The organism is Mycobacterium sp. GA-1285, assembly GCF_001499905.1.
GTDB lineage: Bacteria > Actinomycetota > Actinomycetes > Mycobacteriales > Mycobacteriaceae > Mycobacterium.
Map to the genome: position 1 here is coordinate 62,851 of NZ_LQIS01000007.1, position 24,231 is coordinate 87,081.

A 24,231-nucleotide genomic window follows, 5' to 3' on the forward strand; every position below is an offset into this window, starting at 1 on the left:
TTGCCCGTCACTTGAAGCCGACGCTGAAGTCGTGGCCCCACAGGCTGACCGCGGTGCTTTCCCGCGCAACCCAGTCTTCGTCGTCGACTTGCAGACCCTCACAACCGAATTCGACGTCGAAGCCGCCCGGCGTCTTCATGTAGAACGACAGCATCTTGTCATTGACGTGTCGCCCCAACGTCGCCGACATCGGCACCTTGCGGCGCAATGCACGGTCCAGGCAGAGCCCGACGTCGTCCGAGTTCTCGACCTCGACCATGAGGTGCACGATGCCGCTCGGCGTCTCACCGGGCATGAACGCCAGGCTGTGGTGGCGCGGGTTGCAACCGAGGAAGCGCAGCCACGCGGGCGCGCCGTCGGCGGGCCGTCCGACCAGCTGGGGCGGCAACCGCATCGAGTCACGCAGGTAGAACCCCAGCACGTCCCGGTAGAAGTGCAGCGTTTCGGCGTCGTCACGAGTGGTCAGCACGACGTGGCCCAGACCCTGCTGCTCGGTGACGAACCTGTGGCCGTACGGGCTGACCACGCGACGGTGCTCGAGCGCGACGCCGTGGAAGACCTCGAGCGTGTTACCGGACGGGTCGTCGAACCGGATCATCTCGTCGACCCGGCGTTCGGCCAACTCGGCGGCCGAGGCCTCCTTGTAGGGCACACCTTGGATGTCGAGACGGTTCCGGATGTCCTGCAGCTGCGCGGCGTTGGCGGTCTCCCAACCGGACTGCAGCAGACGATCGTGCTCACCGGGCACGATCACCAGGCGGGCGGGGAACTCGTCCATCCGGAGATAGAGCGCGCCCTCGGTCTGGCCGGAACCCTCGACCATCCCGAGCACCTTCAGGCCGTACTCGCGCCAGGCCGCGACGTCGGTTGCCTCGATCCGAAGGTAGCCAAGCGATTTGATACTCATCGCGCGCCCTCCCGGGAAGGTTTGAGGAAATCGATCGTGAGCTTGTTGAACTCGTCGAACTTCTCCAGCTGGGCCCAGTGTCCGCACTGCCCGAAAACATGCAGCTGCACTCGCGGAATCTGTTTGAGCGCCACCAGCGCACCGTCGAGCGGATTCACGCGATCCTCGCGACCCCAGATCAGCAGTACCGGCTGACGCAGCTTGTACACCTCGCGCCACATCATCCCGAGCTCGAAGTCCGCGCCCGCGAACGACATTCCCATCGCCTTGGCCGCCGCCAGCGACTCGGGCTGGCTGGCGATCTCGAAGCGCTCGTCGATCAGCTCGGGCGTGACCAGGTTCTGGTCGAAGACCATGATGCGCAGGAACTTCTCCAGGTTCTCGCGCGTGGGCTCGGCGGTGAACTTGGCCAGGAGCTTGACACCCTCGGTGGGGTCGGGCGCGAACAGATTCACCGAGAGCCCGCCGGGCCCCATCAGCACCAGCCGGCCGGCCCGCTTGGGATTGTCGAGCGCGAACCGCACCGCGGTCCCGCCGCCGAGCGAGTTGCCCACCAGCGCAGCGCGTTCGACGCCGAGATGGTCGAACAGCCCGAGCAGCGCGTTCGCGCTGTAGCGGTTGTACTGCTCGTGCTCGGTGTGCTTGTCGGAGTGGCCGTAACCGGGCTGGTCGACGGCGATGACGTGAAAGTGCCTGGCGAGCACCGCGATGTTCTTGGAGAAGTTCGACCAGCTCGACGCGCCGGGTCCGCCGCCGTGCAGCAACACAACCGTCTCCGAGTGGCCGACGCCGGCTTCGTGGTAGTGCAGCCGCATGTCTCGTTCACCAGCGCGAACCTGCGCGTACCGAGACGTCGATTCGAAGGTGACCTCGACCTGCTGCTCGGTTTCCTGGATGTATGAGGTCATCTGGCCTTCCCGTCAAACCATCGTGTCCTGCGGCGGCAGCCCGAACTCGTTGTTGCCGAAGATCAGGTAGGCGCGTTCGGGATCGTTGGCGGCATGTACGCGGCCGGCGTGGGCGTCCCGCCAGAACCGTTGTACCGGCGCGTCGTTGCTCAAAGCGGTGGCGCCGGATGCCTCGAAGAGGCGGTCGATCGAGGCGATCGCGCGGCCGGTCGCGCGGACCTGGTCACGGCGGGCGCGGGCGCGCAGCTCGAACGGGATCTCCTCGCCCGCTTTCAGCAACGCGTACTCCTCGCCGACATTGCCGATCAGCTGGCGCCACGCCGCATCGATGTCGCTGGCGGCCTCGGCGATGCGAATCTTCGCGAACGGATCGTCCTTGGCCTTCTCTCCCGCGAACGCCGCGCGCACACGCTTGCCCTGGTGCTCGACGTGCGCGTCGTACGCGCCGTACGCCATACCGACGATCGGAGCGGAGATGGTGGTGGGATGCACTGTGCCCCAAGGCATTTTGTAGACCGGCGCGGTGTTTGTCTCGAGCCCGCCCGCGGTACGGTCGTTCATCGCCTTGTAGGACAGGAAGCGGTGCCGCGGCACGAACACGTCCTTGACCTTGAGCGTGTTGCTCCCGGTTCCCTTGAGGCCGACCACATGCCATACGTCGTCGATCTCGTATTCGGAGCGCGGGATCAGGAAGCTGCCGAAGTCCACCGGCTTGCCGTCCTTGATCACCGGTCCGCCGACGAAAGTCCATGTGGCGTGATCACATCCGGACGACCAGTTCCACGAGCCGTTGACGATGTAGCCGCCGTCGACGACGGTGCCCGCGCCCATCGGGGCATACGACGAGGAGATCCGCACGGCCGGGTCGTCACCCCACACCTCTTCCTGCGCCTTCTGATCGAACAGCGCGAGGTGCCAGTTGTGGACGCCGATGATCGAGCCGACCCAACCGGTCGAGCCGCAGGCGCTGGCCAGCCGGCGCACCCCCTCGTAGAAGAGCGTCGGGTCGCACTGCAGCCCGCCCCACTGCTCGGGCTGGAGCAGCTTGAAGAAGCCGACCTCGTTGAGTTCGTTGACCGTGTCGTCGGGCAGGCGGCGCAGGTCTTCGGTCGCCTGTGCGCGTTTGGCGATCAGTGGCAGTAGGTCGTCGATCCCGGCTAGGACCGACCGCACGTCGCGCTGTTCAATGGACGTCACTGATGTGCCTCCCGATAGGACGGACTGCGATGAGCGCTCGCGCGAAGAGCCCACAACTGCGATGAGCACTCACGCGAAGCGCGAACCGCTTAGCCGTCAGATTAGAACACGTTACGATTCGTGTCGAGTAGGGCATACCTGTGGGACCTGGACCTGCACACATGCATTTCTGTAACCTGTTCTAGTTACTGCCCGGGTCGGAGAAGGACCGGACGTGAGAGGTGGACGCGAAAGTGACCGACGAGCCGCTCGGCAGCCACGTGCTCGAGCTGGAACTTGCCGACGTCGTCACCGAGACCGACGACGCGCGCTCGCTGGTGTTCAGCGTGCCCTCCGGCCCCGACGATCCCGACATCCCCGCCGAACGGTTGCGGTATGCGCCGGGGCAGTTCCTGACGCTGCGCGTGCCCAGCGACCGGACGGGTTCGGTGGCGCGCTGCTACTCGCTGTGCAGTTCTCCCTTCACCGACGACCGGCTGACCGTCACCGTCAAGCGCACCGCCGACGGGTACGCATCGAACTGGCTGTGCGATCACGCGCACCCCGGCATGAAGATCCACGTCCTCGCGCCGTCGGGCACCTTCGTGCCCAAGACCCTGGACACCGACTTCCTGCTGCTGGCCGCGGGTTCCGGGATCACGCCGATGATGTCGATCTGCAAGTCGGCGCTGGCCGAGGGCAGCGGCAAGGTCGTGCTGGTCTATGCCAACCGGGACGAGAAGTCCGTGATCTTCGGCTCGGCACTTCGTGAGCTGAGCGAGAAGTACCCCGAGCGGCTGGTCGTCGTGCACTGGCTGGAAACGGTGCAGGGTCTGCCGAGCGCGGCGGCGCTGGCCGCCCTGACCGCTCCCTACACGAGCCACGACGCCTACATCTGCGGCCCCGGCCCGTTCATGGCCGCGGCCGAGGAGGCGGTCAAGGGCGTCGGGATACCCGCCGAGCGGGTGCATATCGAGGTGTTCAAGTCACTGGACTCGGACCCGTTCGCGGCGGTGGTCATCGAGGAGGACGACAGCGACGAGGGCCCGGCCACGGCGATCGTCACGCTCGACGGCGAAACCCACGAGGTGCGGTGGCCCCGCAACGCCAAACTGCTCGACGTGCTGTTGGACAAGGGCCTCGACGCGCCGTTCTCCTGCCGCGAAGGCCATTGCGGCGCGTGCGCGGTGCTGAAGAAGAGCGGCGAGGTCGAAATGGACGTCAACGACGTGCTCGAACAGTCCGACCTCGACGAGGGTCTGATCCTGGGTTGCCAGGCCCTGCCCCGCTCGGATTCGGTCGAAGTCACCTATGACGAGTAGCGCGCGGGCTAGCATTCGCCGCACGGGGAAGGGAGCAACGTGAGCAACCGGTTGTCCGGCGTCGCTGCGGCGTTCTCGGCGGTGCTGCTGGCGCTGATGGCGCCCATGGCGAGCGCGGCCGCGGCCGTCGACGCCGCGGACTCGTCGGTTCCGGTCGACCCCGCCACCAACCTCGAGATGCACGCGACCGCGAACTGCATCGCGGCCGAGGCCAAGTGCTTGTTCGACGCCAACGCCAATCTGCGCCGCGGCCCGGACGTCCTCGGCTTCCCCGGCGATCTGTGGGCCCGCCAGACCACGACGCTGCGCACCATGGATCGCGGCGTGTACATCCACTTCACCTTCGACGCGCCGAACACCCGGTCGTTCAAATCGCTCACCGACGTGGAGTTCACGACCATCTACTTCGGCGGCGGGCCGCCCGAGAGGTACCGGTTCCACGGGATCGCCTGGCCGGTCGACCAGCGCACCGGGGCCCCGCGTACCGACGTTCCGCTGATCGTGTGCTCGCACATCCAGGTGGTCTACAGCGGGGTCAACATCACCTCGCCGGACGCGTGCGCGCAGGCCGCGTTCAGTTAGTGCACACTGCTGCCGCGAGGGTTCTGCGACGGGCTGATTCAGCAGACCCCTAGCGGGGAAGGCCGAGAAGCCGTTCGCCCGCAAGGGTGAGCAGGATCTGCTCGGTGCCGCCGGCGATGGTCAGGCAGCGCGTGTTGAGGAAGTCGAACACCGTCGAATTCTCGACAACGCCGCCGCCTTCGGACAATTCCATCCGCAGTTCGGCGAGCGCCTGCCGGTAGCGCACACCGATCAGCTTGCGCGCACTGGCCTGCGGACCCGGATCCTGGCCTCCGACAGCGAGTTCGGCGATCTTCTGATCCAGCAGTGAGCCGACCTGAGCCGCCACGATCAACGAACCCAAGCGGTCCTGGCCGGCCACGTCGAAGTCGAGCGTGGCGACCTGCTCGAGCAGCTGTTCCATCGGGTTACCGAGCGCCGTACCGTGCGCCATCGCGACACGCTCGTTCGCCAGCGTGGTGCGGGCCAGCCGCCACCCATCGTTGACCTGACCGACGACCATCTCGTCGGGCACGAACACCTCGTCGAGGAACACCTCGTTGAACAGGTTGTCCCCGGTGATCTCGCGCAGTGGACGGATGTCGATGCCCGGCGACTTCATGTCGACGAGGAAGTACGTGATGCCCTTGTGTTTCGGCGCATCCGGGTCGGTGCGCGCGAGACATACGCCCCAGTCGGCCTTGTGCGCCGCCGAGGTCCACACCTTCTGGCCGGTCAACTTCCAACCCGATTTGATTGCGCCGCTCGCGGTCGCGCCGTCCACGCGAACCGCCTTGGTACGCAGCGCCGCCAGGTCCGATCCGGCGCCCGGTTCGGAGAACAGCTGGCACCACAGCAGTTCGCCGCGCAGCGTCGCGGGTACGAACCGTTCGATCTGCTCCGGGGTGCCGTGCTCGAGAATCGTTGGCGCGGCCCACCATCCGATCACCAGATCCGGCCTCGTGACACCCGCGGCCGCCAGCTCCTGATCGATCAGCAGCTGCTCGGCCGGCCCGGCCCCGCGGCCGTACGGCTTGGGCCAGTGCGGTGCCTGCAGACCCGCATCGGCGAGCGCGGCCTGCTGCTTCTCGACGGGCAGCGCGGCGATTTCCGCGACGGCCGAGGCGATTTCGGGTCGCAGGTCGGCGACGGACTCGAGGTCGATGTGCAGATCGCGGCGCACGCCCCGTTGCGTCAACGCGGCGACCCGGCGCAGCCAGCGTTGCGCACCGCCGAGGAAGTGCGCGACGCCGTAGGCGCGGCGCAGATACACATGCGCGTCGTGCTCCCAAGTGATCCCGATGCCGCCCAGCACCTGAATGCAGTCCTTGGCGTTGGCCTTGGCGGCCTCGATTCCGACGGCAGCGGCCACCGCCGCGGCGATCGACAATTGCTTCTCGTCGCCCTCGGCGACGGCTCGTGCTGCGTCGGCGGCAGCCACCGAGGCCTGCTCGGACCGCAGCAGCATCTCGGCGCACATGTGCTTGATGGCCTGGAAGCTGCCGATGGGCTTGCCGAACTGCTCGCGCACCTTCGCGTACTCGGTCGCGGTGTGTAACGCCCACCGGGCAAGGCCCGCGGCCTCGGCCGCCATGACGGTCGCGGCGACGTCGATCACTCGTTGGGCGGAAGCGCCGACCGCCTCGGCGGGTGCGGACTCGAGCACGACGCGCGCCAGCGGTCGGGAGAAGTCAGTGGCCTTCAGAGGTTCGACGGTGACGCCGTCCGCACCGGCGTCGACCACGACGAAGACGTCGCCGGCCGGCAACAGCAGCACACCCGCCGGATCGGCACCGAGCACGTAGTCCGCAGTGCCCGAGGCGCGGCCGTCGGCCAGCCGCACGTCAGCCGTCAACGCCACCCCGGCGACCCGCTCACCCGAAGCCAGGGCCTGGAGGACCTCTGACGCTTCGAGCACGAGCGTGGCCAGTGCGGTCGTCGCGACGGGACCGGGCACCAGCGCGGCCGCCGCCTCGTCGACCATCGTGCACAGGTCGTCGACCGTACCGTCGGCACCGCCCTGCGCCTCCGGTAACGCCACCCCGAAGATGCCGAGTTCGGCCAACCCCGTGTAGGGCCGGCGCCAGGCGTCCGACTGCCCCTGCTCGACGTCTCGCGCCGCGGCGATGACGCCGGAAGCTGTCGCCCAGTCACGCACCAGCTCCCTCACGGCTGACTGGTCGTCGGCAGTGGTCCCCGGGGATGCGAGCGACACCGTGCACTCCTAGCTATTGGGTGAGAAGGCGGCGCTCCCCACTAGAACGTGTTCTAATAGTGCCAGCGGCCGACCGTCAAGTCGACCGCCATTACAGCAGGACACGTCGGTGCCGTCGATGACATCGGGGTGCGAAAAACTGCATCGGCATGCGTATCGTTTCCAGCGAGCACGCATAACGAAGGAGAAGCCGCCGCATGTCCGGCCCGTCTCAGCCAGCAGCCGCCAGCCCAGGCTCCGGGTCGGAATCCCGACCCCGCCAGGTGACGAACGTGGCGGTCCTGTCCGAGTCCGCGCTGGGCTCGGAAGCCCAGCGCGAGCGGCGCAAGCGCATCCTGGACGCCACGCTGGCCATCGCCTCCAAGGGCGGCTACGAAGCCGTCCAGATGCGAGCCGTCGCCGAACGGGCCGACGTCGCGGTCGGCACCCTGTACCGGTACTTCCCGTCCAAAGTGCATCTGCTGGTCTCCGCGCTGGGACGCGAGTTCGAGCGCATCGACGCCAAGACCGACCGCGCGTCCCTGTCCGGTGGCACGCCATACCAGCGGTTGAACATCATGGTCGGCAAGCTCAACCGCGCGATGCAGCGCAATCCGCTGTTGACCGAGGCGATGACGCGGGCATTCGTGTTCGCCGACGCGTCGGCCGCCGGTGAGGTCGACCACGTCGGCAAGCTGATGGACTCGATGTTCGCCCGTGCGATGAGCGACGGTGAACCGACCGAGGACCAGTACCACATCGCGCGCGTCATCTCCGACGTCTGGCTGTCCAACCTGCTCGCCTGGCTGACCAGGCGGGCATCGGCAACCGACGTCAGCAAGCGTCTGGACCTGGCGGTGCGGCTGCTGATCGGCGACGGAGAGCATCCTAAGATCTAGGCGTGCTTCCCGCCGATCTGCAGCGCGCGCTCACCTCGGCCGCTGCGGCACCACGGCTGCTGATCACCTCCGATTTCGACGGCACGCTCGCGCCGATCGTGAGTGACCCGGCCGACGCGCGCCCAGTCGCCGACGCCGCAGACGCCTTGGTCGCGCTCGCCGAGCTCCCGGACACGGCTTCCGCGCTGATCTCCGGCCGCGCACTCGACGTGCTGCGCGAGTTGTCGGGGATGCCGCAGGCGGTGCATCTCGTCGGTAGCCACGGCGCCGAGTTCAATACCGGCTTCACGCACGAGGTCGACGCCGTTCTCCTGCAACGCATCACCTCGGAGCTGCGCGAGATCGCCTCAGGGAAGCCGGGTGTCACCGTAGAGACCAAACCGGCCAGCGTCGCCCTGCACGTGCGCAACGCCTCGAAGGACGACGGCGCGGCCGCGCTCTCCGCGGCCCGCGAGGCGTCGACGAACTGGGCTGCCCAGCTGACCGAGGGCAAAGAAGTGCTGGAGTTCGCGGTGATCCAGACGGACAAGGGCGAGGCGATCGACGTCCTCCGAAAGCAGGAGAACGCAACCGTCGTGGTGTTCTTCGGCGATGACGTCACCGATGAGAGGGCGTTTCGCCGGCTGCGCGGCGACGATGTCGGTGTGAAGGTGGGGCCGGGCGAGACGTTGGCCGGCTATCGAGTGGAATCGCCGGAAGACGTTGCCGCAGCGTTGAATCACCTGCTCGATGCGCGCCGCTCGCGGTCGGGATGACGATGTTGACCGATGCCGAGATCGCCGACCGGACGGTTCGGGCAGTGGCCGCGGCGGCCGCGACGGGAGCCGATTTCGGCTTGCGCGCTGACGAACCGCGCGTGCTCTACGACGTGTTCTCGGTGATCGTCCACCTTCATCCCGAACCGGTCGTCGTACGAGTGCCTACGGTCCTGCCGCCGTCGTACACCGTCAACCCGGACGTGCAGACCAGACAGCAGCGCGCGGAACTCGCCGTGACCACGTGGCTCGCCGATCGCGGCCATCCCGTGGTCGCACCGAGTCCGCTGGTACCCACCGAACCCGTTCGGCGCGATGGGTTCTCGATGACGTTCTGGCAATTCGTCGAACAGATCCCTGACGAGGCCCCGGACATGGACCGGCGCATGGAGCAGACCGCGCAGCTCCACGCCGCGCTGCGCGACTACGACGGAAATCTGGATTTCTGGGTGCCGTTCGCCACTTACATACCGGAGGGGCTGGCGGCGTTACGGGAACTGCCCGGGCTCATCTCGGCACCGGATCTCGAACGGGCGCAACGTGAATGGGATGTCATCGCCCCGGTTCTGACGTCACGCACGGCGTTCGAATCCGCCTTTCCCGGTGTCGACGTGCAACCCATCCACGGTGACGCGCCGTACCACAACATGATCACCACACCGGACGGGGAGCTGTGGTCGGACTTCGAAATCGTCACATTGGGCGCGGTCGAATCCGACCTCACGCTGGTGGGCCCCGCCGCCGTCGCCGCCTACGACGCGGCGGCCGTGGACATGGGGCTGCGGCCGACCGATGAACGTGTCCTGCGGATCACCGAGGCGGCCGGTCTGCTCGCGATGATCGCGGCGCTGGCGATGGCCCCCGAGCTGCCGATGCTCGCCGAAAGTGTTGCGCCCATGCTGGATCAGTGGCGGGCCCGCGCACCGGTCACCCGGATCTAAGCGGGCGGCCCCGCCGTGCGGCCCCGGACCACCTCGGTGTCGAGCACCTCCACGACCGGCAGACCCGATCGTGGCGGGTGGTGCAGCAGTCGTCCAGCCCGGCGGCCCTTCTCCATGCTGGGTTGCGCGACGGTGGTCAGGCCCCGCCGAAGCGCCTCCGGCACTCCGTCGAATCCGGTGACCGTCATCTGGCCGGGAACGTAAATGCCCCGGGCCCGTAGAGAATCCATCGCCGAGAGTGCCAGGACGTCCGCGGTGCACATCAACGCTGTCAGCCGAGGGTTGGCGGCCAGCGCCACCTCCGCGGCCTCTCCGCCCGACGTGGGCAGGTGCTCGTAGCTCTCCACCACGGTCAGCGTTTCCGGGTCGAGCCCCGCTGCGTTCATCGCATCACGCACCCCTGCGATGCGCTCGCGCTGCACGTGAAAGTTCGGCGTCTGCAGCCGTTCCGGATCGGCCACCGTGGGTCCGGTACCCCCCGCCGGGCGGACCCGGTCCAACCTCATCGTCAACAGGCCGATCTCCCGATGACCCAGCCGCACAACGTGTTCGGCGAGGCGGCGCATCGCGTTCCGGTCGTCGATGCACACCCGCGAGGCACCCGGCACGTCCTTGGGCTGATCGATCACCACCACCGGAAGGTGCCGCTGTTGAACGGTCGCCAGATACGGGTCGTCGTCGGAGGCCGAGTAGACGGCGAACCCATCCACCCCGGCAGCCAGGATCGCCGCCGTGCCGTCGCTGATGCTGCGGTTGGGCCCGATCGCCACGAGCAGCAGTCCCTGCCCGGCCTCTTCACACGACTCGGCCAGGCCGGCGACGAAGTCCAGTGCGGCCGGATCGCTGAACGAGTAGTTGAGCGGTTCGGTGATCATGAGGCCGACGGCACCGGCCTTGCGGGTCCGCAGCGAGCGCGCCACCGGGTCGGGGCCCGGGTAGCCCAGCCGCTTCGCGGTGGCCAGCACCCGCTCGCGGAGTTCGGCCGACAACTGGTCAGGCCGGTTGTAGGCGTTGGAGATCGTGGTGCGGGAGACCTTCAGTTCGGCCGCCAGAGAGGCCAGCGTGGCACGCCGTCGGGGCGTGGGACTCCTCGGCATGCTCTGTGAGGGTAGCCGACCACGCCTCGCGCTCAGGTGACCAGCACCCGATCGGCGGTTCGTCGCAGTCCGCGCTGCCCGGCCCACATCACGGCCCAGACGCTGCACGCAACCGTCACGATCACGAAGCTGGGCGGCGCGTTGAACATCGCCGACAGCCCCAAACCCGCCCATACCGCGGCGAGGCTGAACCCCGTGGACAGGGCGATCGCGTGGCCCGGTCGTGGTGTCAACATGATCGCCGCGGCGGCGGGACTGACGACGAGCGCGAACAGCAGCAGTGTGCCGACCGCCTGCACCGCCATCGTCACCGCCAGGCCGAGCAGCGCCATGAACGCCACCGAAAGAGCGCGCACCGGAACACCCTTGGCGTCGGCCACCTGGGCGTTGACGGAGGTGAACAGCAGCGGCCGGTAGATCATCGCGATGCACAGCGCCAACACCACCACCAGCACCGCAAACGTCGTGATCTGCTGCCGCGAGATCGCCAGCAGGTTGCCGAACAGGACGTTGGTCAGCGTGCTCGAGCTTTTGGCCGCCAGCGAGTTGAAGAACAATCCGAGACCGGTCGCCATGGCCAGTACGGTTCCCGTGGCCACCTCGCGGTCACCTGCCCGGCGGCCCAGCGCTCCGATCACCAGGGCACCGCCGATGCAGAACACGCCGAGGCCCACCCCGACGGGAACGCCGACGAGCACTGCCCCCGTCGCGCCCGGCAGCCCGATGTGAGCCAGTGCATGGGCGGCGAAGGCCGTGTTGCGCACGACGACGAAATACCCGATCAGCCCGGCGGCCAGGGCGACGATCGTGCCGCCGATCAAGGCGTTGCGCATGAAGGCCGAGGTGAGGATCTGCCACCAATTGTCTTGATAGCCAAGCGCGACGATGGTCGTGTTCATCACGTCCTCCGCATGTACAGATCGCCCTGCGGCGTATGCACGACTTCCACTCGGGTGCCGTAGAGGTGGCTCAGCAGCGTCTCGTCGACGACGCCGTCGAAGGTGTCGAAGTGCGCATGTCCGTCGAGCAGGTAGATGGCACTGGTCAACACGCCCAGCAATGGGTTGAGGTCGTGTGCGACGACCAGGATCGTCACCCCGAACTCCTTGCTGATCCGTTCGAGCACGGCGACGATCTCGCGCTGGCTGCGCAGATCGAGCGCGGCCAGCGGCTCGTCGAGGATCAACATCCGGGGTTTGGCGACCAGCGCCTCGGCCAACGCGACCCGCTGACGCTGGCCGCCGGACAGTTGCGACAGCCGTTTGTGCGCCACCGCGGTCGCGTCGACGGCGGCAAGCACCTCGTCCACGCGACGGTTGTCCGCACGACTCGGCCACCCGAAACCCCACCGGTGGCCGACGAGACCGAGCATCACGGCGTCGCGCGCACGGATCGCCTCGCCGGAGCCCGACGCGTAGTTCTGCGGGACGTAGCCGATCGACCTGTTGAGCGCACCGGCCGGTTGGCCGAAGACGCGAACGTGGCCGGATGCCGGCGGCACCAGGCCGAGCACGATCTGCAGCAACGTCGTCTTTCCCGCCCCGTTCGACCCGATGACGGCAACGATGCCGCCTGCGGGCACCTCAAAGGTCGCCTCCGACCAGATCAGCCGGCCGCCGCGCGCCGCGCTGACGTCGTCGAAGGTCAGCGCCGGGTGCTCGGCGCCGGGTTCCACATCGGATTTCGAATCAGGTTGCGACACCGAGCGCCTCGCCGAGTGCGACCAACTGGTCGACCTGCCAGCTCTGAAAAGAATCCGCGTCCGGTGGCAGCGTCTCGGTGATCTCGACCACCGGAACCCCGGACTGTTCGGCAGCTGTCCGAAGCTGTTGCGGGACAGCGCCTTCGGTCTGCACGTTGTAGATCAGGACGTCCACACCACGGTCGGACAGCAGTTGCAGGAAGGCACCGAGGTCGGCCGGGGACGGTTCGGAGTCGTTGGACGACGCGACCTGATAGCCGCCAGGGGTGCGGTTGACCAGACCGAGCGCCGCGCCCATGTCGTCGAATGACGTCTCGGTCGCCGCGTAGCTCTTGCCGGACGCTTGCGCCTTCAGGGAATCGATGAGCTCATGGTACGGCTTGAGATTCTGCGCGAGCACGTCGCGACGTTCGTCGAAGTACCCCGCCGCCTCCGGTGCGAGTTGCCGCAGTGCGGCGGTGACCGCATCGGCGAGGGCACTCACCGCTGCGGGGTCATACCAGGCGTGGGGGTTGGTCTCACCTTGGTGGTTCTGGTGATCCGGGTGGTCCTGGCGCTCGACGGCCAGCGCCTCCACGACCGGCGCGTCCGGGGCCGTAGTCGCGGCGAGCTGGACCGCCCACTCGTCGTAGTGGCCACCGTTGAGGACCACGAGTTGAGCCCCGTCGAACTTCGCCGCATCCGACGGGGCGGGCTCGAAGTCGTGCGGGTCGGCCGCCGAGCGGGCCAGCACCGTGGCGACCGTCGCGCAGGCCCCGCCCAGCTGCGAGACGATGTCGCCCCACTGGTCGATGCTGACGACGACGTCGACCGGTCGAACCGGACATGGAGCGGCACTTGTCTGCTGGGCGCGCTCGTCACCGCCGGAGCACGCCGCCATGCCGAACGGAGCGGCCACCACCGCAATGGCGAAAACCATGCGAATCCGCGAAGTCATCACGCCGATAACGATAACCGTTTCCAATAGCGGGCGCGCGCCGGACCGTACGGCCAGCGTCATGGCAGGCTGTCGGACGCCTAAGCTGGCCGCGTGAACCAGCACGCGTTCGATGTCGAAGAACGGCGCGCGGTTTATCGGGTGATCGCCGAACGCCGTGACATGCGCCGGTTCCTGCCCGGCGCGGCGATACCCGAGGACGTGCTGGCGCGGCTGTTGCAAGCCGCGCACGCCGCGCCGAGCGTCGGCCTGATGCAGCCCTGGCGATTCATCCGGATAACCGACGACCGGTTACGGCAACGCATCCACGACCTGGTCGACGAGGAGCGTGTGCGGACCGCCGAGGCGTTGGGCCCGCGGAGCGAGGAGTTTCTGGCTCTCAAGGTCGAAGGAATCCTGGAGTGCGCCGAGCTCCTGGTCGTCGCGTTAAGCGACGGCAGACAAGAGCATGTGTTCGGGCGGCGCACCCTTCCGCACATGGACGTGGCCTCGGTGTCATGCGCCATCCAGAACCTGTGGCTCGCCGCGCGTGCGGAAGGCCTCGGTATGGGCTGGGTGTCGATCTTCGAACCGGGAAAACTCGCCGAATTGGTCGGTATGCCGCAGGGCGCCGAGCCCGTGGCGATTCTGTGTCTCGGCCCGGTCCCCCGATTCCCGGATCGTCCGCAGCTCGAGATCGACGAATGGACGACCGGGCGCCCCCTGGCCGAGTTCGTCTCCGAAAACCGTTGGCCATCAACCGCTCCCGCGGGATTCCCGATATGAGAGCCGTCGACATGAACGCCGACCTCGGCGAGGGTTTCGGGGTTTGGCGGCTCGGCGACGACGAAGCCATGCTCGACATCGTCACGAGCGCCAACGTCGCCTGCGGCTTCCACGCCGGTGACCCTGCCCTGCTCCTGCGGACATGCCGGGCGGCGGCCGAGCGCGACGTGCGGATCGGCGCGCAGGTGAGCTATCGCGACATGGCCGGGTTCGGCCGCCGGTTCATCGACGCGACGCCCGAGGATCTCAAGGCCGACGTGATCTATCAGATCGGTGCACTACAGGCGATCGCGCACACCGCCGGCAGCACCGTCACCTACGTCAAACCTCATGGCGCGCTGTACTTCGCGATCGTGACCAACACCGATCAGGCCCGAGCCGTCGCCGAGGCCGTGCACGCCGTCGATCCCGGCCTTCCGGTGCTCGGGCTCACCGGGTCGGCGTTCTTTCGCGAGGCCGAAGAGCTCGGATTGCGCACCGTCCCCGAGGCGTTCGCCGACAGGGCCTACCGTCCCGACGGCCGGCTGGTCGACCGCCGCCAGCGCGGCGCCGTCCTGCACGACACGGACGTCATCGCCGACCGGATCGCGTCGATGGTGTCGTCCGGGCGAGTCGACGCGGTCGACGGCTCGACGATCCCGATCACCGTCGATTCGATTTGCGTGCACGGCGATTCACCGGGTGCCGTGCAGATCGCCACGGCGGTGCGTGACCGATTGATCGCCGAGGGCGTCGAGATCGCCCCCTTCGCCTGACTCACACCGGCTTCCTCGAATCGCGATCGCCCATGCCAAGCGATCCTGCCGCATCCCGGTCTGCCGGCGCGTTGTCGACCGACTCGTGGCGCCTCGGAAGATCAATTCCCGCTCTCGTGGGGTCATTGCGCCCCATACACCCCACGCCTCCGCGGAGGCAACCGCATACCGCAGACATTCGCGCTTAACCGGGCAGGACCGACACACCTTCTTCGCGCGCTCCTCGCGCGCTGCCCTGAGTTGACCGCGCTCGCCGTCGGAAGCGAAGAACATCTCCGTCGGCAGGCCACGACATCTGGCGTGCAACTGCCACTCGAAATCCTCTGCACGGGCCCACCGAGTCTGCTCACGGCGTTCCGCCTCCCACATGTCCATACACCTCCAATTCCTGAACGAGCCGTGACCGTGCGTGACGTACGTGTAGCCGGTGCCGACGTCGACCGAAGCCTGGTGCTCGGCCGGTGACCTGACGGTGCGCGGACATGTTCCTCCTCGGCCGATACGCTAACGTTAATGAAAACCATTTTCAACATCGGTGTGTGTGCACTCCGTCGTGCTGATCTGCGGACAAGGCGACCGACGGCATCGCCGAAACTGGCCCGCGCGTCGTCATATCGGCACCGCCGGGCGCAGCTCGAGAAGTTCCGGCGCCGCTACGGGAGCTCCCGCACATAGGGTTGGCGCCATGCGCGTCAAGTTCGGTCGGCCGGACCTCGAGAACTACAACGGCTACTTCGACGTCCCCTCTGCGACGCCGGACCCACTCCTGACGATCACCTGGGCGGGCGTCACGACGCTGCTCATCGACGACGGCGAATCAGCGGTACTGACCGACGGCTTCTTCTCGCGGCCGAGCCTGCGCGAGGTCGGGCTGCGGCGGTTGTCACCGTCGGAACCGCGCATCGACGGCTGTCTCACCCGTCTGCGGATCGACCGGCTGGCGGCCGTCCTTCCCGTGCACACCCACTACGACCATGCGATGGACAGCGCGGTGGTCGCAGAGCGGACCGGCGCGCGTCTTGTCGGCGGCCGATCAGCGGCCCAAATCGGCCGCGGCCACCGGCTGCCGGAGAACCGCCTGGTGGTCGTCAAACCCGGAGACCGCGTCGCGCTGGGCGCCTACGAGGTCACGCTCTTCGAAGGCAATCACTGTCCGCCCGACCGGTTTCCGGGTGTCATCACCGCGCCGGTCGTTCCGCCGGTCAAGGTGTCGGCGTACCGGTGCGGTGAGGCGTGGTCCACGCTGATTCACCACCGTCCGTCGGATCGTCGCCTGCTGATCGTCGGCAGTGCGGGGTTCGTTCCCGGCGCACTGGCCGGACAACGCGCAGACGTCGTGTACCTCGGGGTCGGCCAGCTCGGGCTGCAACCGCAGCGTTACCTCGTCGATTACTGGCGCGAGACAGTCCAGGCTGTGGGGGCGCGCCGCGTGGTGCTCATCCACTGGGACGACTTCTTCCGTCCCCTGCACGAACCGTTGCGCGCCCTGCCTTACGCGGTCGACGACCTCGATGTCTCGATGCGGGTGTTGTCGGAGCTGGCCCGCGACGACGACGTCGCACTGCACCTGCCCACGCTGTGGCAGCCTGCCGATCCGTGGGTCTGCTTCTAATCCCTGCGCTGACGGGCGATCTCGGCGAGCACCACACCCGCGGCCACGGATGCGTTCAGCGACTCCGTCGGGCCGGCCATCGGAATGGACACCACCGCGTCGCAGGTTTCCCGTACCAGGCGCGACAGCCCCTTACCCTCGGAGCCGACCACGACGACGATCGGTCCCGAGCCGTCCAGTTCGTCGACCGTGGTGTCCCCGTCGGCGTCCAACCCGACGATCTGCAGCCCCGTGTCGGCCCAATTCCTCAGTGTGCGTGTGAGATTCGTCGCCCGCGCAACCGGAAGCCGCGCGGCGGCGCCCGCACTGGTACGCCACGCGACCGCGGTCACCGAGGCCGACCGGCGCTGCGGGATCAGAACGCCGTGGCCGCCGAACGCGGCCACCGAACGCACGATCGCGCCGAGATTGCGTGGGTCGGAGATGTTGTCCAACGCGACCAGCAGCGCCGGTGAACCGTCGGCCGTGACGGCTGCGAGCAGATCGTCGGGATGCGCGTACCTGTACGGCGGAACCTGCAGCGCCACACCCTGATGCAGACCGTTGGCGGCGATGCGGTCGAGGTCGTGACGCGGCACCTCGAGGATCGAGATGCCGGCGTCGGCGGCGATCTGCACCGATTCGGTCAGCCGCTCGTCGGATTCCGCGCCCAACGCGACGTACAGCGCCGTTGCGGGCACCCCGGCGCGCAGGCACTCCAGCACGGGATTGCGTCCGAGCACCACCTCGGTCTCGTCGGTTTTTTTGGTGTGCCGGCGCGGCTGCGATCTGGCCGCCTTCGCCGCCCGCTTCGCCGCAGGATGGTTGGGGCGCATGTGCGCGGGCGGAGTGGCGCCGCGGCCTTCCAAACCCCGTCGCCGCACACCACCCGACCCGACCGTGGGCCCCTTCTTCGTTCCCGGCTTGCGGACCGCGCCCCGGCGCTTCGAGTTTCCAGCCATCTACTTCGAGTGCCCGTCGAGCAGCGTCCATTGCGGACCGTCGGCGGTGTCGGTGACCTCGATCCCGGCCTCCTTCAGACGATCCCGGATCGCGTCGGCCTCCGCCCAATCCCGACGTGCCCGCGCGTCCTCGCGCCGCTCGACCTCCGCCCGCACCAACACGTCGACCGCGGCCAGTGCGGCCGACGTCTCGTCCTTGGACTCCCACCGCTCGTCGAGCGGGTCCGCGCCGAGGATGCCCAACATCGCGCGGATCGACATCGCCTGCGCCAAGGCCGTCTCGTGGTCACCGGCGTCCAGGGCGCGATTGCCCTCGGCACGGGCCGCGTGCACCTCGGCCAGCGCGATCGGCACGGAGAGGTCGTCGTCGAGCGCCGCGGCGAACTTCGGCGTCCACTCGCCGGGTACGACGGCCCCCACGCGGTTGCGGACGCGGTGCAAAAAATCCTCGATACCGGTGTAGGCCTTCGCCGCGTCCTGCAGTGCCGTCTCGGAGAACTCAAGCATCGACCGGTAGTGCGCGCTGCCCAGGTAATACCGCAACTCGGCTGCCCGGACGCGTTGCAACACAGCGGGAATCGCGAGCACGTTACCCAGCGACTTGCTCATCTTCTCGCCGCCCATGGTCACCCAGCCGTTGTGCAGCCAGTACCGGGCGAACGGGTCACCGGCCGCCTCGGCCTGGGCGATCTCGTTCTCGTGATGAGGGAACACCAGATCCATTCCGCCCGCGTGGATGTCGAACTCCGCGCCGAGGTACGCCTGGCACATCGCGACGCATTCGGTATGCCAGCCGGGCCTGCCGCGGCCCCACGGCGTCGGCCAGGACGGTTCACCGGGTTTGGCGCCCTTCCACAACGTGAAATCACGTTCGTCACGCTTGCCGGTCGCGATGCCCTCGCCCTGGTGCACGTCGTCGATCTTGTGACCGGACAGCTTGCCGTAACCCGGCAGGCTCAGAACGTCGAAGTAGACGTCGCTGTTGCCGACATATGCGTGGTCCCGCTCGATGAGCCGCTCGATCAGCTCAACCATCTGGGTGATGTGGCCGGTGGCCCGGGGTTCGGCCGACGGCGGCAGTACCCCGAGTGCGTCGTACGCGGCCGAGAATGCGCGTTCATAGGTGGCGGCCCACTCCCACCAGGGCCGTCCGGCGTCGGCCGCCTTGTTGAGGATCTTGTCGTCGATGTCGGTGACGTTGCGGATGAACGCGACGTCGTAGCCCTTCGCCAGAAGCCAGCGCCGAAGAACGTCGAATGCGACTCCGCTGCGCACATGCCCGATGTGCGGCAGACCCTGGACCGTGGCACCGCAGAGGTAGACCGAAGCGTGCCCGGGGCGCACCGGAACGAAGTCGCGTACAGCGCCGGTCATGGTGTCGTACAGCCGCAGGTCGGTCACTTTGGCCGACCGTTCGCTGCGCTCACCGCGTCCGACCGTTCGCTCCGCTCACGACGGGCCAGCTTACCGGCCTAATCGCGCTCGACCACCAATGCCGTCGCGATCGCCGCCAGACCCTCGCCGCGGCCGGTCAGGCCCAGACCGTCGGTGGTCGTCGCACTGACCGACACGGGGGCGGCGAGCAGTTCGGACAGGAGTTCCTGCGCCTCGCCTCGGCGCGGACCGACCTTCGGCTGGTTGCCGATCACCTGGACCGCCGCGTTGACGATCCGGAAGCCCCGCGCGGAGACGAGCTGATGCACATGACGAAGCATGTCGGCTCCGCCGGCGTCGCGCCACTCGTCGCGACCGGTGCCGAAGACCTCGCCGAGGTCGCCGAGCCCAGCCGCGGTGAGCAGCGCATCGCACAGCGCATGTGCCGCGACGTCACCGTCGGAGTGGCCTGCGCAGCCGTCGGCCCCGTCGAACAGCAGGCACAGCAACCAACACGGCCGCCCCGCCTGAACGGGGTGTACGTCGGTGCCGAGCCCGACCCTTGGCAGGCTCGTCATCGGCTTCAGGAAGCGGCGGCGAGTGCCTCGTCGAGGATGGTCGCGGCCTTCTCGTCGTCGGTGTTCTCGGCGAGAGCAAGCTCGCCCACCAGGATCTGGCGTGCCTTGGCCAGCATCCGCTTCTCACCCGCCGACAGGCCACGCTCCTGATCGCGCCGCCACAAGTCGCGGACCACCTCGGCGACCTTGTTCACGTCACCCGAGGCCAACTTCTCGAGATTGGCCTTGTACCGCCGCGACCAGTTGGTCGGTTCCTCGGTATGGGGGGCGCGGAGCACCTGGAAAACCTTGTCCAGACCCTCTTGTCCGACCACGTCGCGCACCCCGACATACTCCGCGTTCTCGGCGGGCACGCGAACCGTGAGGTCACCCTGGGCGACCTTCAAGACGAGGTATTCCTTCTGTTCGCCTTTGATGGTTCGGGTTTCGATCGCCTCGATCAACGCAGCACCGTGGTGGGGATAGACAACGGTGTCTCCGACCTTGAAAATCATCAGTTTCGAGCCCCTTTCACACTGCAATGCTAGCACGGGGCCCAGCAGGGCGTGCACCAACGGTGCAGGTCAGGGGCACCTCAGGTGAACACTGGGGGTTGACACGCCGACCAATCCGTGCATGGCTCGGCTTTCCCGGAGACGTCTACGAGGTAGCGGAGGGCAGGCCGTCGATCACTGGCGGCGGCGCTTCGGCCATAGCCGTCCGAGGGTTCCGGACGACCTCGCGGACCTCAGCTACCGCCGCCCGCACGCACCTACTACTGTGCATAGTCGAATTGCGCGACCGATCGCATCGGTCGCTTCGACGGCCGAGCAGGAGGCAAGAGTGGACCGCTTCAAACTGGCCGCCTGCGGGCTGGCCGCCGCCTTTGTCCTCGGCGGGGCGCTCGTCGGCTGCAGTTCCGGGCAGGTCTCGCAGATGACCACCCAGGAGCCGGCCGTCAACGGCACCAGCGCGAACGTCGGCGCGATCGCGTTACGCAACGTGCACCTGCGGGCCGAACAAGTGACCGACTTCGTCCGGCCGGGCAAAGAGGTCGAGCTGATCTTCGTGGCGGCCAATACTTCGCCCGCCCAGCCCGACAAGCTGGAGTCGATCACCTCCGAGGTCGGCGCGGTCACGCTGACCGGTGACACCACGGTGCCCGCGAGCGGCATGCTCACGGTCGGCGCACCGGACGGCCAGATCACGCCGTTGGAGAGCGTTGAGGCCGCCGAAGCCGCCGAAGCGAAGGTCACTTTGAGCAAGCCGATCACCAACGGTCTGGTCTACGACTTCACGTTCAAGTTCGAGAAGGCAGGCGAGACGACCGTGCGGGTGCCGATCTCCGCCGGTGAGACCCCGCGTCGCGGCGAAGCCGTCGAAGCGGGCGGGCACGGCGGCGGACACTGAGCCGAATCCGCGACACGACCGCTTGGCATTGAGTTTCTGTCAGGTTCTGTCGGAAGCGACGGCTACCGTCACTGCGTGGCCAAAGGTGGCGCCAAAACGCGCTCGCAGTACCGCTGCTCGGAGTGCCACCACGTCACCCTCAAATGGGTCGGCTGCTGCCCCGAATGCGGCACCTGGGGCACGGTCGACGAGGTGGCCGTGCTGTCCGCGGTGGCCGGAGCCGGAACGCGACATTCGGTCGCGCCGTCCTGCGCGGCCGTGCCGATCAGCTCGATCGATCCCGGGCGCACCCGCCACTGCCACACCGGTGTGGCCGAGCTGGACCGGGTGCTCGGCGGGGGGCTGGTTCCCGGATCGGTGACCCTGCTGGCCGGCGATCCGGGGGTCGGCAAGTCGACGCTCTTGTTGGAGGTGGTGCACCGGTGGGCGGTGGCCGGGAAACGCGCGCTGTACATCTCGGGTGAGGAGTCGGCGGGCCAGATCCGGATGCGTGCGGAACGCACGGCCTGTACCCACGACGAGGTGTACCTGGCCGCGGAGTCGGATCTGGCCACTGCGCTCGGACACATCGACGAGGTGCGGCCCAGCCTGGTGGTGGTCGACTCCGTCCAGACCATGTCCACCACCGAGGCCGACGGTGTCACCGGCGGGGTCACCCAGGTACGGGCGGTCACCACCGCATTGACGATGGCGGCCAAGGCATCCGGCGTCGCTCTGATCCTCGTCGGCCACGTGACCAAGGACGGCGCGATCGCGGGTCCGCGCTCGCTCGAGCATCTGGTCGACGTCGTCCTGCACTTCGAGGGCGACCGCGCATCGTCGCTCCGGATGGTCCGCGGCATCAAGAACCGCTTCGGCGCCGCGGACGAAGTCGGCTGTTTCCTGTTGCACGACAACGGGATCGAGGGCGTCGCGGACCCGTCCGGACTGTTTCGCGACCAACGGCCCAAACCTGTTGCGGGTACCGCGATCACGGTCACGCTGGACGGTAAACGCCCGTTGATCGGCGAGGTGCAGGCGCTGATCGGGGCGCCGGCCAACGGAACCGCCCGCCGCGCCGTCAGCGGAATCGACTCGTCGCGCGCCGCGATGATCACCGCGGTTCTGGACAAGCACGCGGGCCTGTCGGTCGGCGCACACGACATCTATCTGTCCACGGTGGGCGGCATGCGTCTGACCGATCCGTCGGCGGACCTGGCGATCGCGGTGGCCATCGCGTCCTCCAAGATGGACCTGCCGATGCCCGCCGCCGCTGTGGCCATCGGGGAGGTGGGCCTGGCCGGTGATCTGCGCCGGGTCATCGGAATGGACCGCCGCCTGGCCGAAGCGGCCCGGCTCGGCTTCACCTCGGCGGTGGTACCTCCCGGCGTGACCTCGGTACCCGCCGGTCTGCGGGCCATCACCGCCCACGACATCGGTTCGGCGTTGCGGGTTTTGCGCGATATCAGCAAAGTCGGCAAAGATCAGCAAAGATGATCAGCAAAGATGTGCAATGACGGCCGATCCTAGGGAGGGGCGATGGCCGTGAAGTCGGGTGGCAGATCGAGACGCACGGTGGTGCCATTGGCGCGGCCCACCATGCGCGAGACGATCGCCCGGTTGGCACCGGGAACAGCCCTGCGCGACGGTTTGGAGCGCATCCTGCGCGGCCGCACCGGCGCCTTGATCGTGATCGGATACGACGAGAGCGTCGAGGCCATCTGTGATGGCGGCTTCTCCCTCGACGTCCGCTATGCGCCCACACGCTTGCGCGAGCTGTCGAAGATGGACGGCGCGGTGGTGCTCTCCAGCGACGGCGCCCACATCCTGCGGGCCAACGTGCAACTGGTGCCCGATCCGTCTATCCCGACCGAGGAGTCCGGAACCCGGCACCGCTCGGCCGAGCGCGCGGCGATCCAAACCGGCTATCCGGTGATCTCGGTGAGTCACTCGATGAGCATCGTGACCGTTTACGTCGCCGGTGAACGGCACGTGATCCCCGACTCGGCGACGATTCTCTCGCGCGCCAACCAGACGATCGACACCCTCGAGCGCTACAAGACGCGCCTCGACGAGGTCGGCAGGCAGCTGTCGACGGCCGAGATCGAAGACTTCGTCACACTGCGCGACGTGATGACCGTGGTGCAGCGCCTCGAGATGGTCCGCCGAATCAGCCTCGAAATCGATTCCTACGTGGTCGAACTCGGCACCGACGGCCGTCAGCTCAAACTCCAGCTCGACGAACTCGTCGGCGACAACGACACCGCGCGCGAACTCATCGTGCGTGATTATCACGCGAACCCGGACCCTCCGTCGGCGGCGCAGGTCAGTGCCACGCTCGAGGAACTCGACGCGCTCTCCGACAGCGAGCTCCTGGACTTCACAACGCTGGCAAGGGTTTTCGGTTATCCGTCGACGATCGAGGCGCAGGATTCAGCGATGAGCTCGCGAGGCTACCGCGCGATGGCCGGCATCCCGCGGCTGCAGTTCGCGCATGTCGACCTGCTGGTTCGCTCGTTCGGCTCGCTGCAGGGTCTGCTGGCGGCCAGCGCCGGCGACCTCCAGTCGGTCGAGGGGATCGGCTCGATGTGGGCACGCCACATCCGGGAGGGCCTCTCGCAGTTGGCCGAGTCGACGATCGCCGACCGGCTGGCCTGAGCCTGCGCCGAGACCCTCAGTTGGGTACTGGCCCCGGCGGCGGGGCCTGGCCACCGCCGTGCTCCGGCGACTGCGGCGCGGCGAGGATGAACGGCACCGTGGCCGACCTCAGATTGCCCAGCTGCACGACGAGGTTGTACGTGCCGGGCCCGATGGGCTGTCGCGGCAGCGGGCAGCCAGGCGCGGAACCCATGCCCGTCCAGGTGACTTCGGTGGTCACCTGCTCACCCGGCTGGAACGCCTTGACCAGCGTCTCATTCGACGGCGCACAGTCGAGGTTCGACCAGAGGCGGGCGTTGTCCAGCGAGTAGACGTAGGCGGCCAGCACGGCGGCGCCGACGTCGCGCTTGCAGCCGACGAGCCCGATGTTGGTGACGACCATCGTGAACTTCGGCTGCTCACCGACGACGTACTGCGGTTGGTTGGTGATGCCCTTGACCGCCAACGTCGAGTCCGGGCAGTCGTCGCCCTCGTTGAGCACCGGCGGCGGTGCGACGGCCGCCGTGGGTGTCGGGGTGGGCGGCGGCGCGTTCTGCGCCGGCGGCATCACCGGCGTTTTGACCTCGGGGTTCTCCCCCGGCAGCGGCGTCGGCGCGCCTGCCGCGGTGGGAGACTCGGCGCCCTTCGCGTCGGTGCCCCCGGTGTTCTTCACGACCACGACCACGATGGCGGCGATCACGCCGATCACGAGGACCGCGATGCCCAGCGCCAGAGCCCTGCGACGCCAGTAGATCTGCGTCGGTAACGGGCCATGCGGTTCCAGATCCAGCACAACCTCACG

24 protein-coding genes and 1 pseudogene are annotated in these 24,231 nt (G+C 67.9%); 11 read left to right on the forward strand and 14 right to left on the reverse strand.

Annotation, left to right across the window (positions count from 1 at the left end; genetic code table 11):
• Positions 1–7 precede the first annotated feature (7 nt).
• From hsaC to hsaA, 3 genes are read right to left on the reverse strand one after another with little or no spacing between them, the layout of a single operon-like run.
• Positions 8–907, reverse strand: coding sequence for an iron-dependent extradiol dioxygenase HsaC (hsaC, locus tag AU193_RS05880; protein ID WP_064421424.1), 900 nt, complete (start codon positions 905–907; stop codon positions 8–10).
• Positions 904–1,815, reverse strand: a complete 912-nt coding sequence (gene hsaD / locus AU193_RS05885) for a 4,5:9,10-diseco-3-hydroxy-5,9,17-trioxoandrosta-1(10),2-diene-4-oate hydrolase (RefSeq protein ID WP_064421425.1) — start codon at positions 1,813–1,815, stop codon at positions 904–906. The genes hsaC and hsaD overlap by 4 nt, the downstream gene beginning before the upstream one ends.
• Positions 1,816–1,827: 12 nt before the next feature.
• Complete coding sequence (gene hsaA, locus AU193_RS05890; RefSeq protein WP_064421426.1) at positions 1,828–3,012, reverse strand: 3-hydroxy-9,10-secoandrosta-1,3,5(10)-triene-9,17-dione monooxygenase oxygenase subunit; 1,185 nt, start codon at positions 3,010–3,012, stop codon at positions 1,828–1,830.
• A 233-nt stretch (positions 3,013–3,245) separates the two neighbouring features.
• Here hsaA and AU193_RS05895 point away from each other — a divergent pair, with 233 nt between their 5' ends.
• Both AU193_RS05895 and AU193_RS05900 read left to right on the forward strand, forming a co-directional pair.
• The gene (locus tag AU193_RS05895) at positions 3,246–4,313 is read left to right on the forward strand and encodes a ferredoxin--NADP reductase (protein ID WP_064421485.1); all 1,068 of its coding nucleotides are present in this window, start codon (positions 3,246–3,248) and stop codon (positions 4,311–4,313) included.
• Between the two features lie 39 nt (positions 4,314–4,352).
• Positions 4,353–4,895 (forward strand): hypothetical protein, encoded by a 543-nt coding sequence (locus AU193_RS05900; RefSeq protein ID WP_172798222.1) that lies wholly within the window; start codon positions 4,353–4,355, stop codon positions 4,893–4,895.
• Positions 4,896–4,944: 49 nt separating this feature from the next.
• Here AU193_RS05900 and AU193_RS05905 read toward each other — a convergent pair whose 3' ends face one another.
• Positions 4,945–7,089, reverse strand: a complete 2,145-nt coding sequence (locus AU193_RS05905; protein ID WP_064421427.1) for an acyl-CoA dehydrogenase — start codon at positions 7,087–7,089, stop codon at positions 4,945–4,947.
• Between the two features lie 272 nt (positions 7,090–7,361).
• Between AU193_RS05905 and kstR the strand changes: the two genes are divergently transcribed.
• The 3 genes from kstR to AU193_RS05920 are packed head-to-tail and all read left to right on the forward strand — an operon-like array spanning position 7,362 to position 9,663.
• Positions 7,362–7,967: a cholesterol catabolism transcriptional regulator KstR gene (gene kstR / locus AU193_RS05910; RefSeq protein WP_172798223.1), complete on the forward strand. Its 606-nt coding sequence runs from the start codon at positions 7,362–7,364 to the stop codon at positions 7,965–7,967.
• Between the two features lie 2 nt (positions 7,968–7,969).
• Positions 7,970–8,722: a trehalose-phosphatase gene (gene otsB / locus AU193_RS05915; protein WP_064421429.1), complete on the forward strand. Its 753-nt coding sequence runs from the start codon at positions 7,970–7,972 to the stop codon at positions 8,720–8,722.
• Positions 8,719–9,663 carry an aminoglycoside phosphotransferase family protein gene (locus AU193_RS05920; protein ID WP_371259147.1) on the forward strand — a complete coding sequence of 315 codons (945 nt, stop codon included), beginning with the start codon at positions 8,719–8,721 and terminating at the stop codon, positions 9,661–9,663. The genes otsB and AU193_RS05920 overlap by 4 nt, the downstream gene beginning before the upstream one ends.
• Here AU193_RS05920 and AU193_RS05925 read toward each other — a convergent pair.
• The 4 genes from AU193_RS05925 to AU193_RS05940 are packed head-to-tail and all read right to left on the reverse strand — an operon-like array spanning position 9,660 to position 13,399.
• Entirely contained in the window at positions 9,660–10,760 is a 1,101-nt protein-coding gene (locus AU193_RS05925) for a LacI family DNA-binding transcriptional regulator (protein ID WP_064421430.1), read from the reverse strand. The two genes, AU193_RS05920 and AU193_RS05925, sit on opposite strands and share 4 nt — an antisense overlap.
• A 32-nt stretch (positions 10,761–10,792) precedes the next feature.
• Positions 10,793–11,659: a metal ABC transporter permease gene (locus AU193_RS05930; protein ID WP_064421431.1), complete on the reverse strand. Its 867-nt coding sequence runs from the start codon at positions 11,657–11,659 to the stop codon at positions 10,793–10,795.
• Positions 11,659–12,462, reverse strand: a complete 804-nt coding sequence (locus AU193_RS05935; RefSeq protein WP_253867639.1) for a metal ABC transporter ATP-binding protein — start codon at positions 12,460–12,462, stop codon at positions 11,659–11,661. Before AU193_RS05935 ends, AU193_RS05930 begins: the two co-directional genes overlap by 1 nt.
• Complete coding sequence (locus tag AU193_RS05940) at positions 12,449–13,399, reverse strand: metal ABC transporter solute-binding protein, Zn/Mn family (protein WP_253867647.1); 951 nt, start codon at positions 13,397–13,399, stop codon at positions 12,449–12,451. The genes AU193_RS05935 and AU193_RS05940 overlap by 14 nt, the downstream gene beginning before the upstream one ends.
• Positions 13,400–13,492: 93 nt before the next feature.
• Between AU193_RS05940 and bluB the strand changes: the two genes are divergently transcribed.
• Positions 13,493–14,164: a 5,6-dimethylbenzimidazole synthase gene (bluB, locus tag AU193_RS05945; protein WP_064421432.1), complete on the forward strand. Its 672-nt coding sequence runs from the start codon at positions 13,493–13,495 to the stop codon at positions 14,162–14,164.
• Positions 14,161–14,919, forward strand: a complete 759-nt coding sequence (locus AU193_RS05950) for a LamB/YcsF family protein (protein ID WP_064421433.1) — start codon at positions 14,161–14,163, stop codon at positions 14,917–14,919. Before bluB ends, AU193_RS05950 begins: the two co-directional genes overlap by 4 nt.
• A 108-nt stretch (positions 14,920–15,027) precedes the next feature.
• Here AU193_RS05950 and AU193_RS23530 read toward each other — a convergent pair.
• Positions 15,028–15,234 (reverse strand): annotated as a pseudogene (locus AU193_RS23530) (WhiB family transcriptional regulator); the annotation flags it as partial.
• A 370-nt stretch (positions 15,235–15,604) separates the two neighbouring features.
• On the opposite strand from AU193_RS23530, the gene AU193_RS05955 reads away from it, so the two are divergent.
• The gene (locus AU193_RS05955; protein ID WP_064421434.1) at positions 15,605–16,531 is read left to right on the forward strand and encodes an MBL fold metallo-hydrolase; all 927 of its coding nucleotides are present in this window, start codon (positions 15,605–15,607) and stop codon (positions 16,529–16,531) included.
• On the opposite strand, the gene rlmB is transcribed toward AU193_RS05955, so the two are convergent.
• From rlmB to carD, 4 genes are all read right to left on the reverse strand, one after another.
• Entirely contained in the window at positions 16,528–17,472 is a 945-nt protein-coding gene (gene rlmB, locus AU193_RS05960) for a 23S rRNA (guanosine(2251)-2'-O)-methyltransferase RlmB (RefSeq protein ID WP_064421435.1), read from the reverse strand. The genes AU193_RS05955 and rlmB overlap by 4 nt on opposite strands.
• Complete coding sequence (gene cysS / locus AU193_RS05965; RefSeq protein ID WP_064421436.1) at positions 17,473–18,873, reverse strand: cysteine--tRNA ligase; 1,401 nt, start codon at positions 18,871–18,873, stop codon at positions 17,473–17,475.
• A 71-nt stretch (positions 18,874–18,944) separates the two neighbouring features.
• Complete coding sequence (gene ispF, locus AU193_RS05970) at positions 18,945–19,424, reverse strand: 2-C-methyl-D-erythritol 2,4-cyclodiphosphate synthase (protein ID WP_064421437.1); 480 nt, start codon at positions 19,422–19,424, stop codon at positions 18,945–18,947.
• Between the two features lie 5 nt (positions 19,425–19,429).
• Complete coding sequence (gene carD, locus AU193_RS05975; RefSeq protein WP_003888533.1) at positions 19,430–19,918, reverse strand: RNA polymerase-binding transcription factor CarD; 489 nt, start codon at positions 19,916–19,918, stop codon at positions 19,430–19,432.
• A 328-nt stretch (positions 19,919–20,246) separates the two neighbouring features.
• Here carD and AU193_RS05980 point away from each other — a divergent pair, with 328 nt between their 5' ends.
• From AU193_RS05980 to disA, 3 genes are all read left to right on the forward strand, one after another.
• The gene (locus AU193_RS05980; protein WP_064421438.1) at positions 20,247–20,813 is read left to right on the forward strand and encodes a hypothetical protein; all 567 of its coding nucleotides are present in this window, start codon (positions 20,247–20,249) and stop codon (positions 20,811–20,813) included.
• A gap of 75 nt (positions 20,814–20,888) precedes the next feature.
• Complete coding sequence (gene radA / locus AU193_RS05985; RefSeq protein ID WP_064421439.1) at positions 20,889–22,289, forward strand: DNA repair protein RadA; 1,401 nt, start codon at positions 20,889–20,891, stop codon at positions 22,287–22,289.
• 42 nt (positions 22,290–22,331) lie between these two features.
• Positions 22,332–23,450, forward strand: coding sequence for a DNA integrity scanning diadenylate cyclase DisA (gene disA / locus AU193_RS05990; protein WP_064421440.1), 1,119 nt, complete (start codon positions 22,332–22,334; stop codon positions 23,448–23,450).
• Positions 23,451–23,466: 16 nt separating this feature from the next.
• Here disA and AU193_RS05995 read toward each other — a convergent pair whose 3' ends face one another.
• The gene (locus tag AU193_RS05995) at positions 23,467–24,222 is read right to left on the reverse strand and encodes a hypothetical protein (RefSeq protein ID WP_064421441.1); all 756 of its coding nucleotides are present in this window, start codon (positions 24,220–24,222) and stop codon (positions 23,467–23,469) included.
• Positions 24,223–24,231 lie beyond the last annotated feature (9 nt).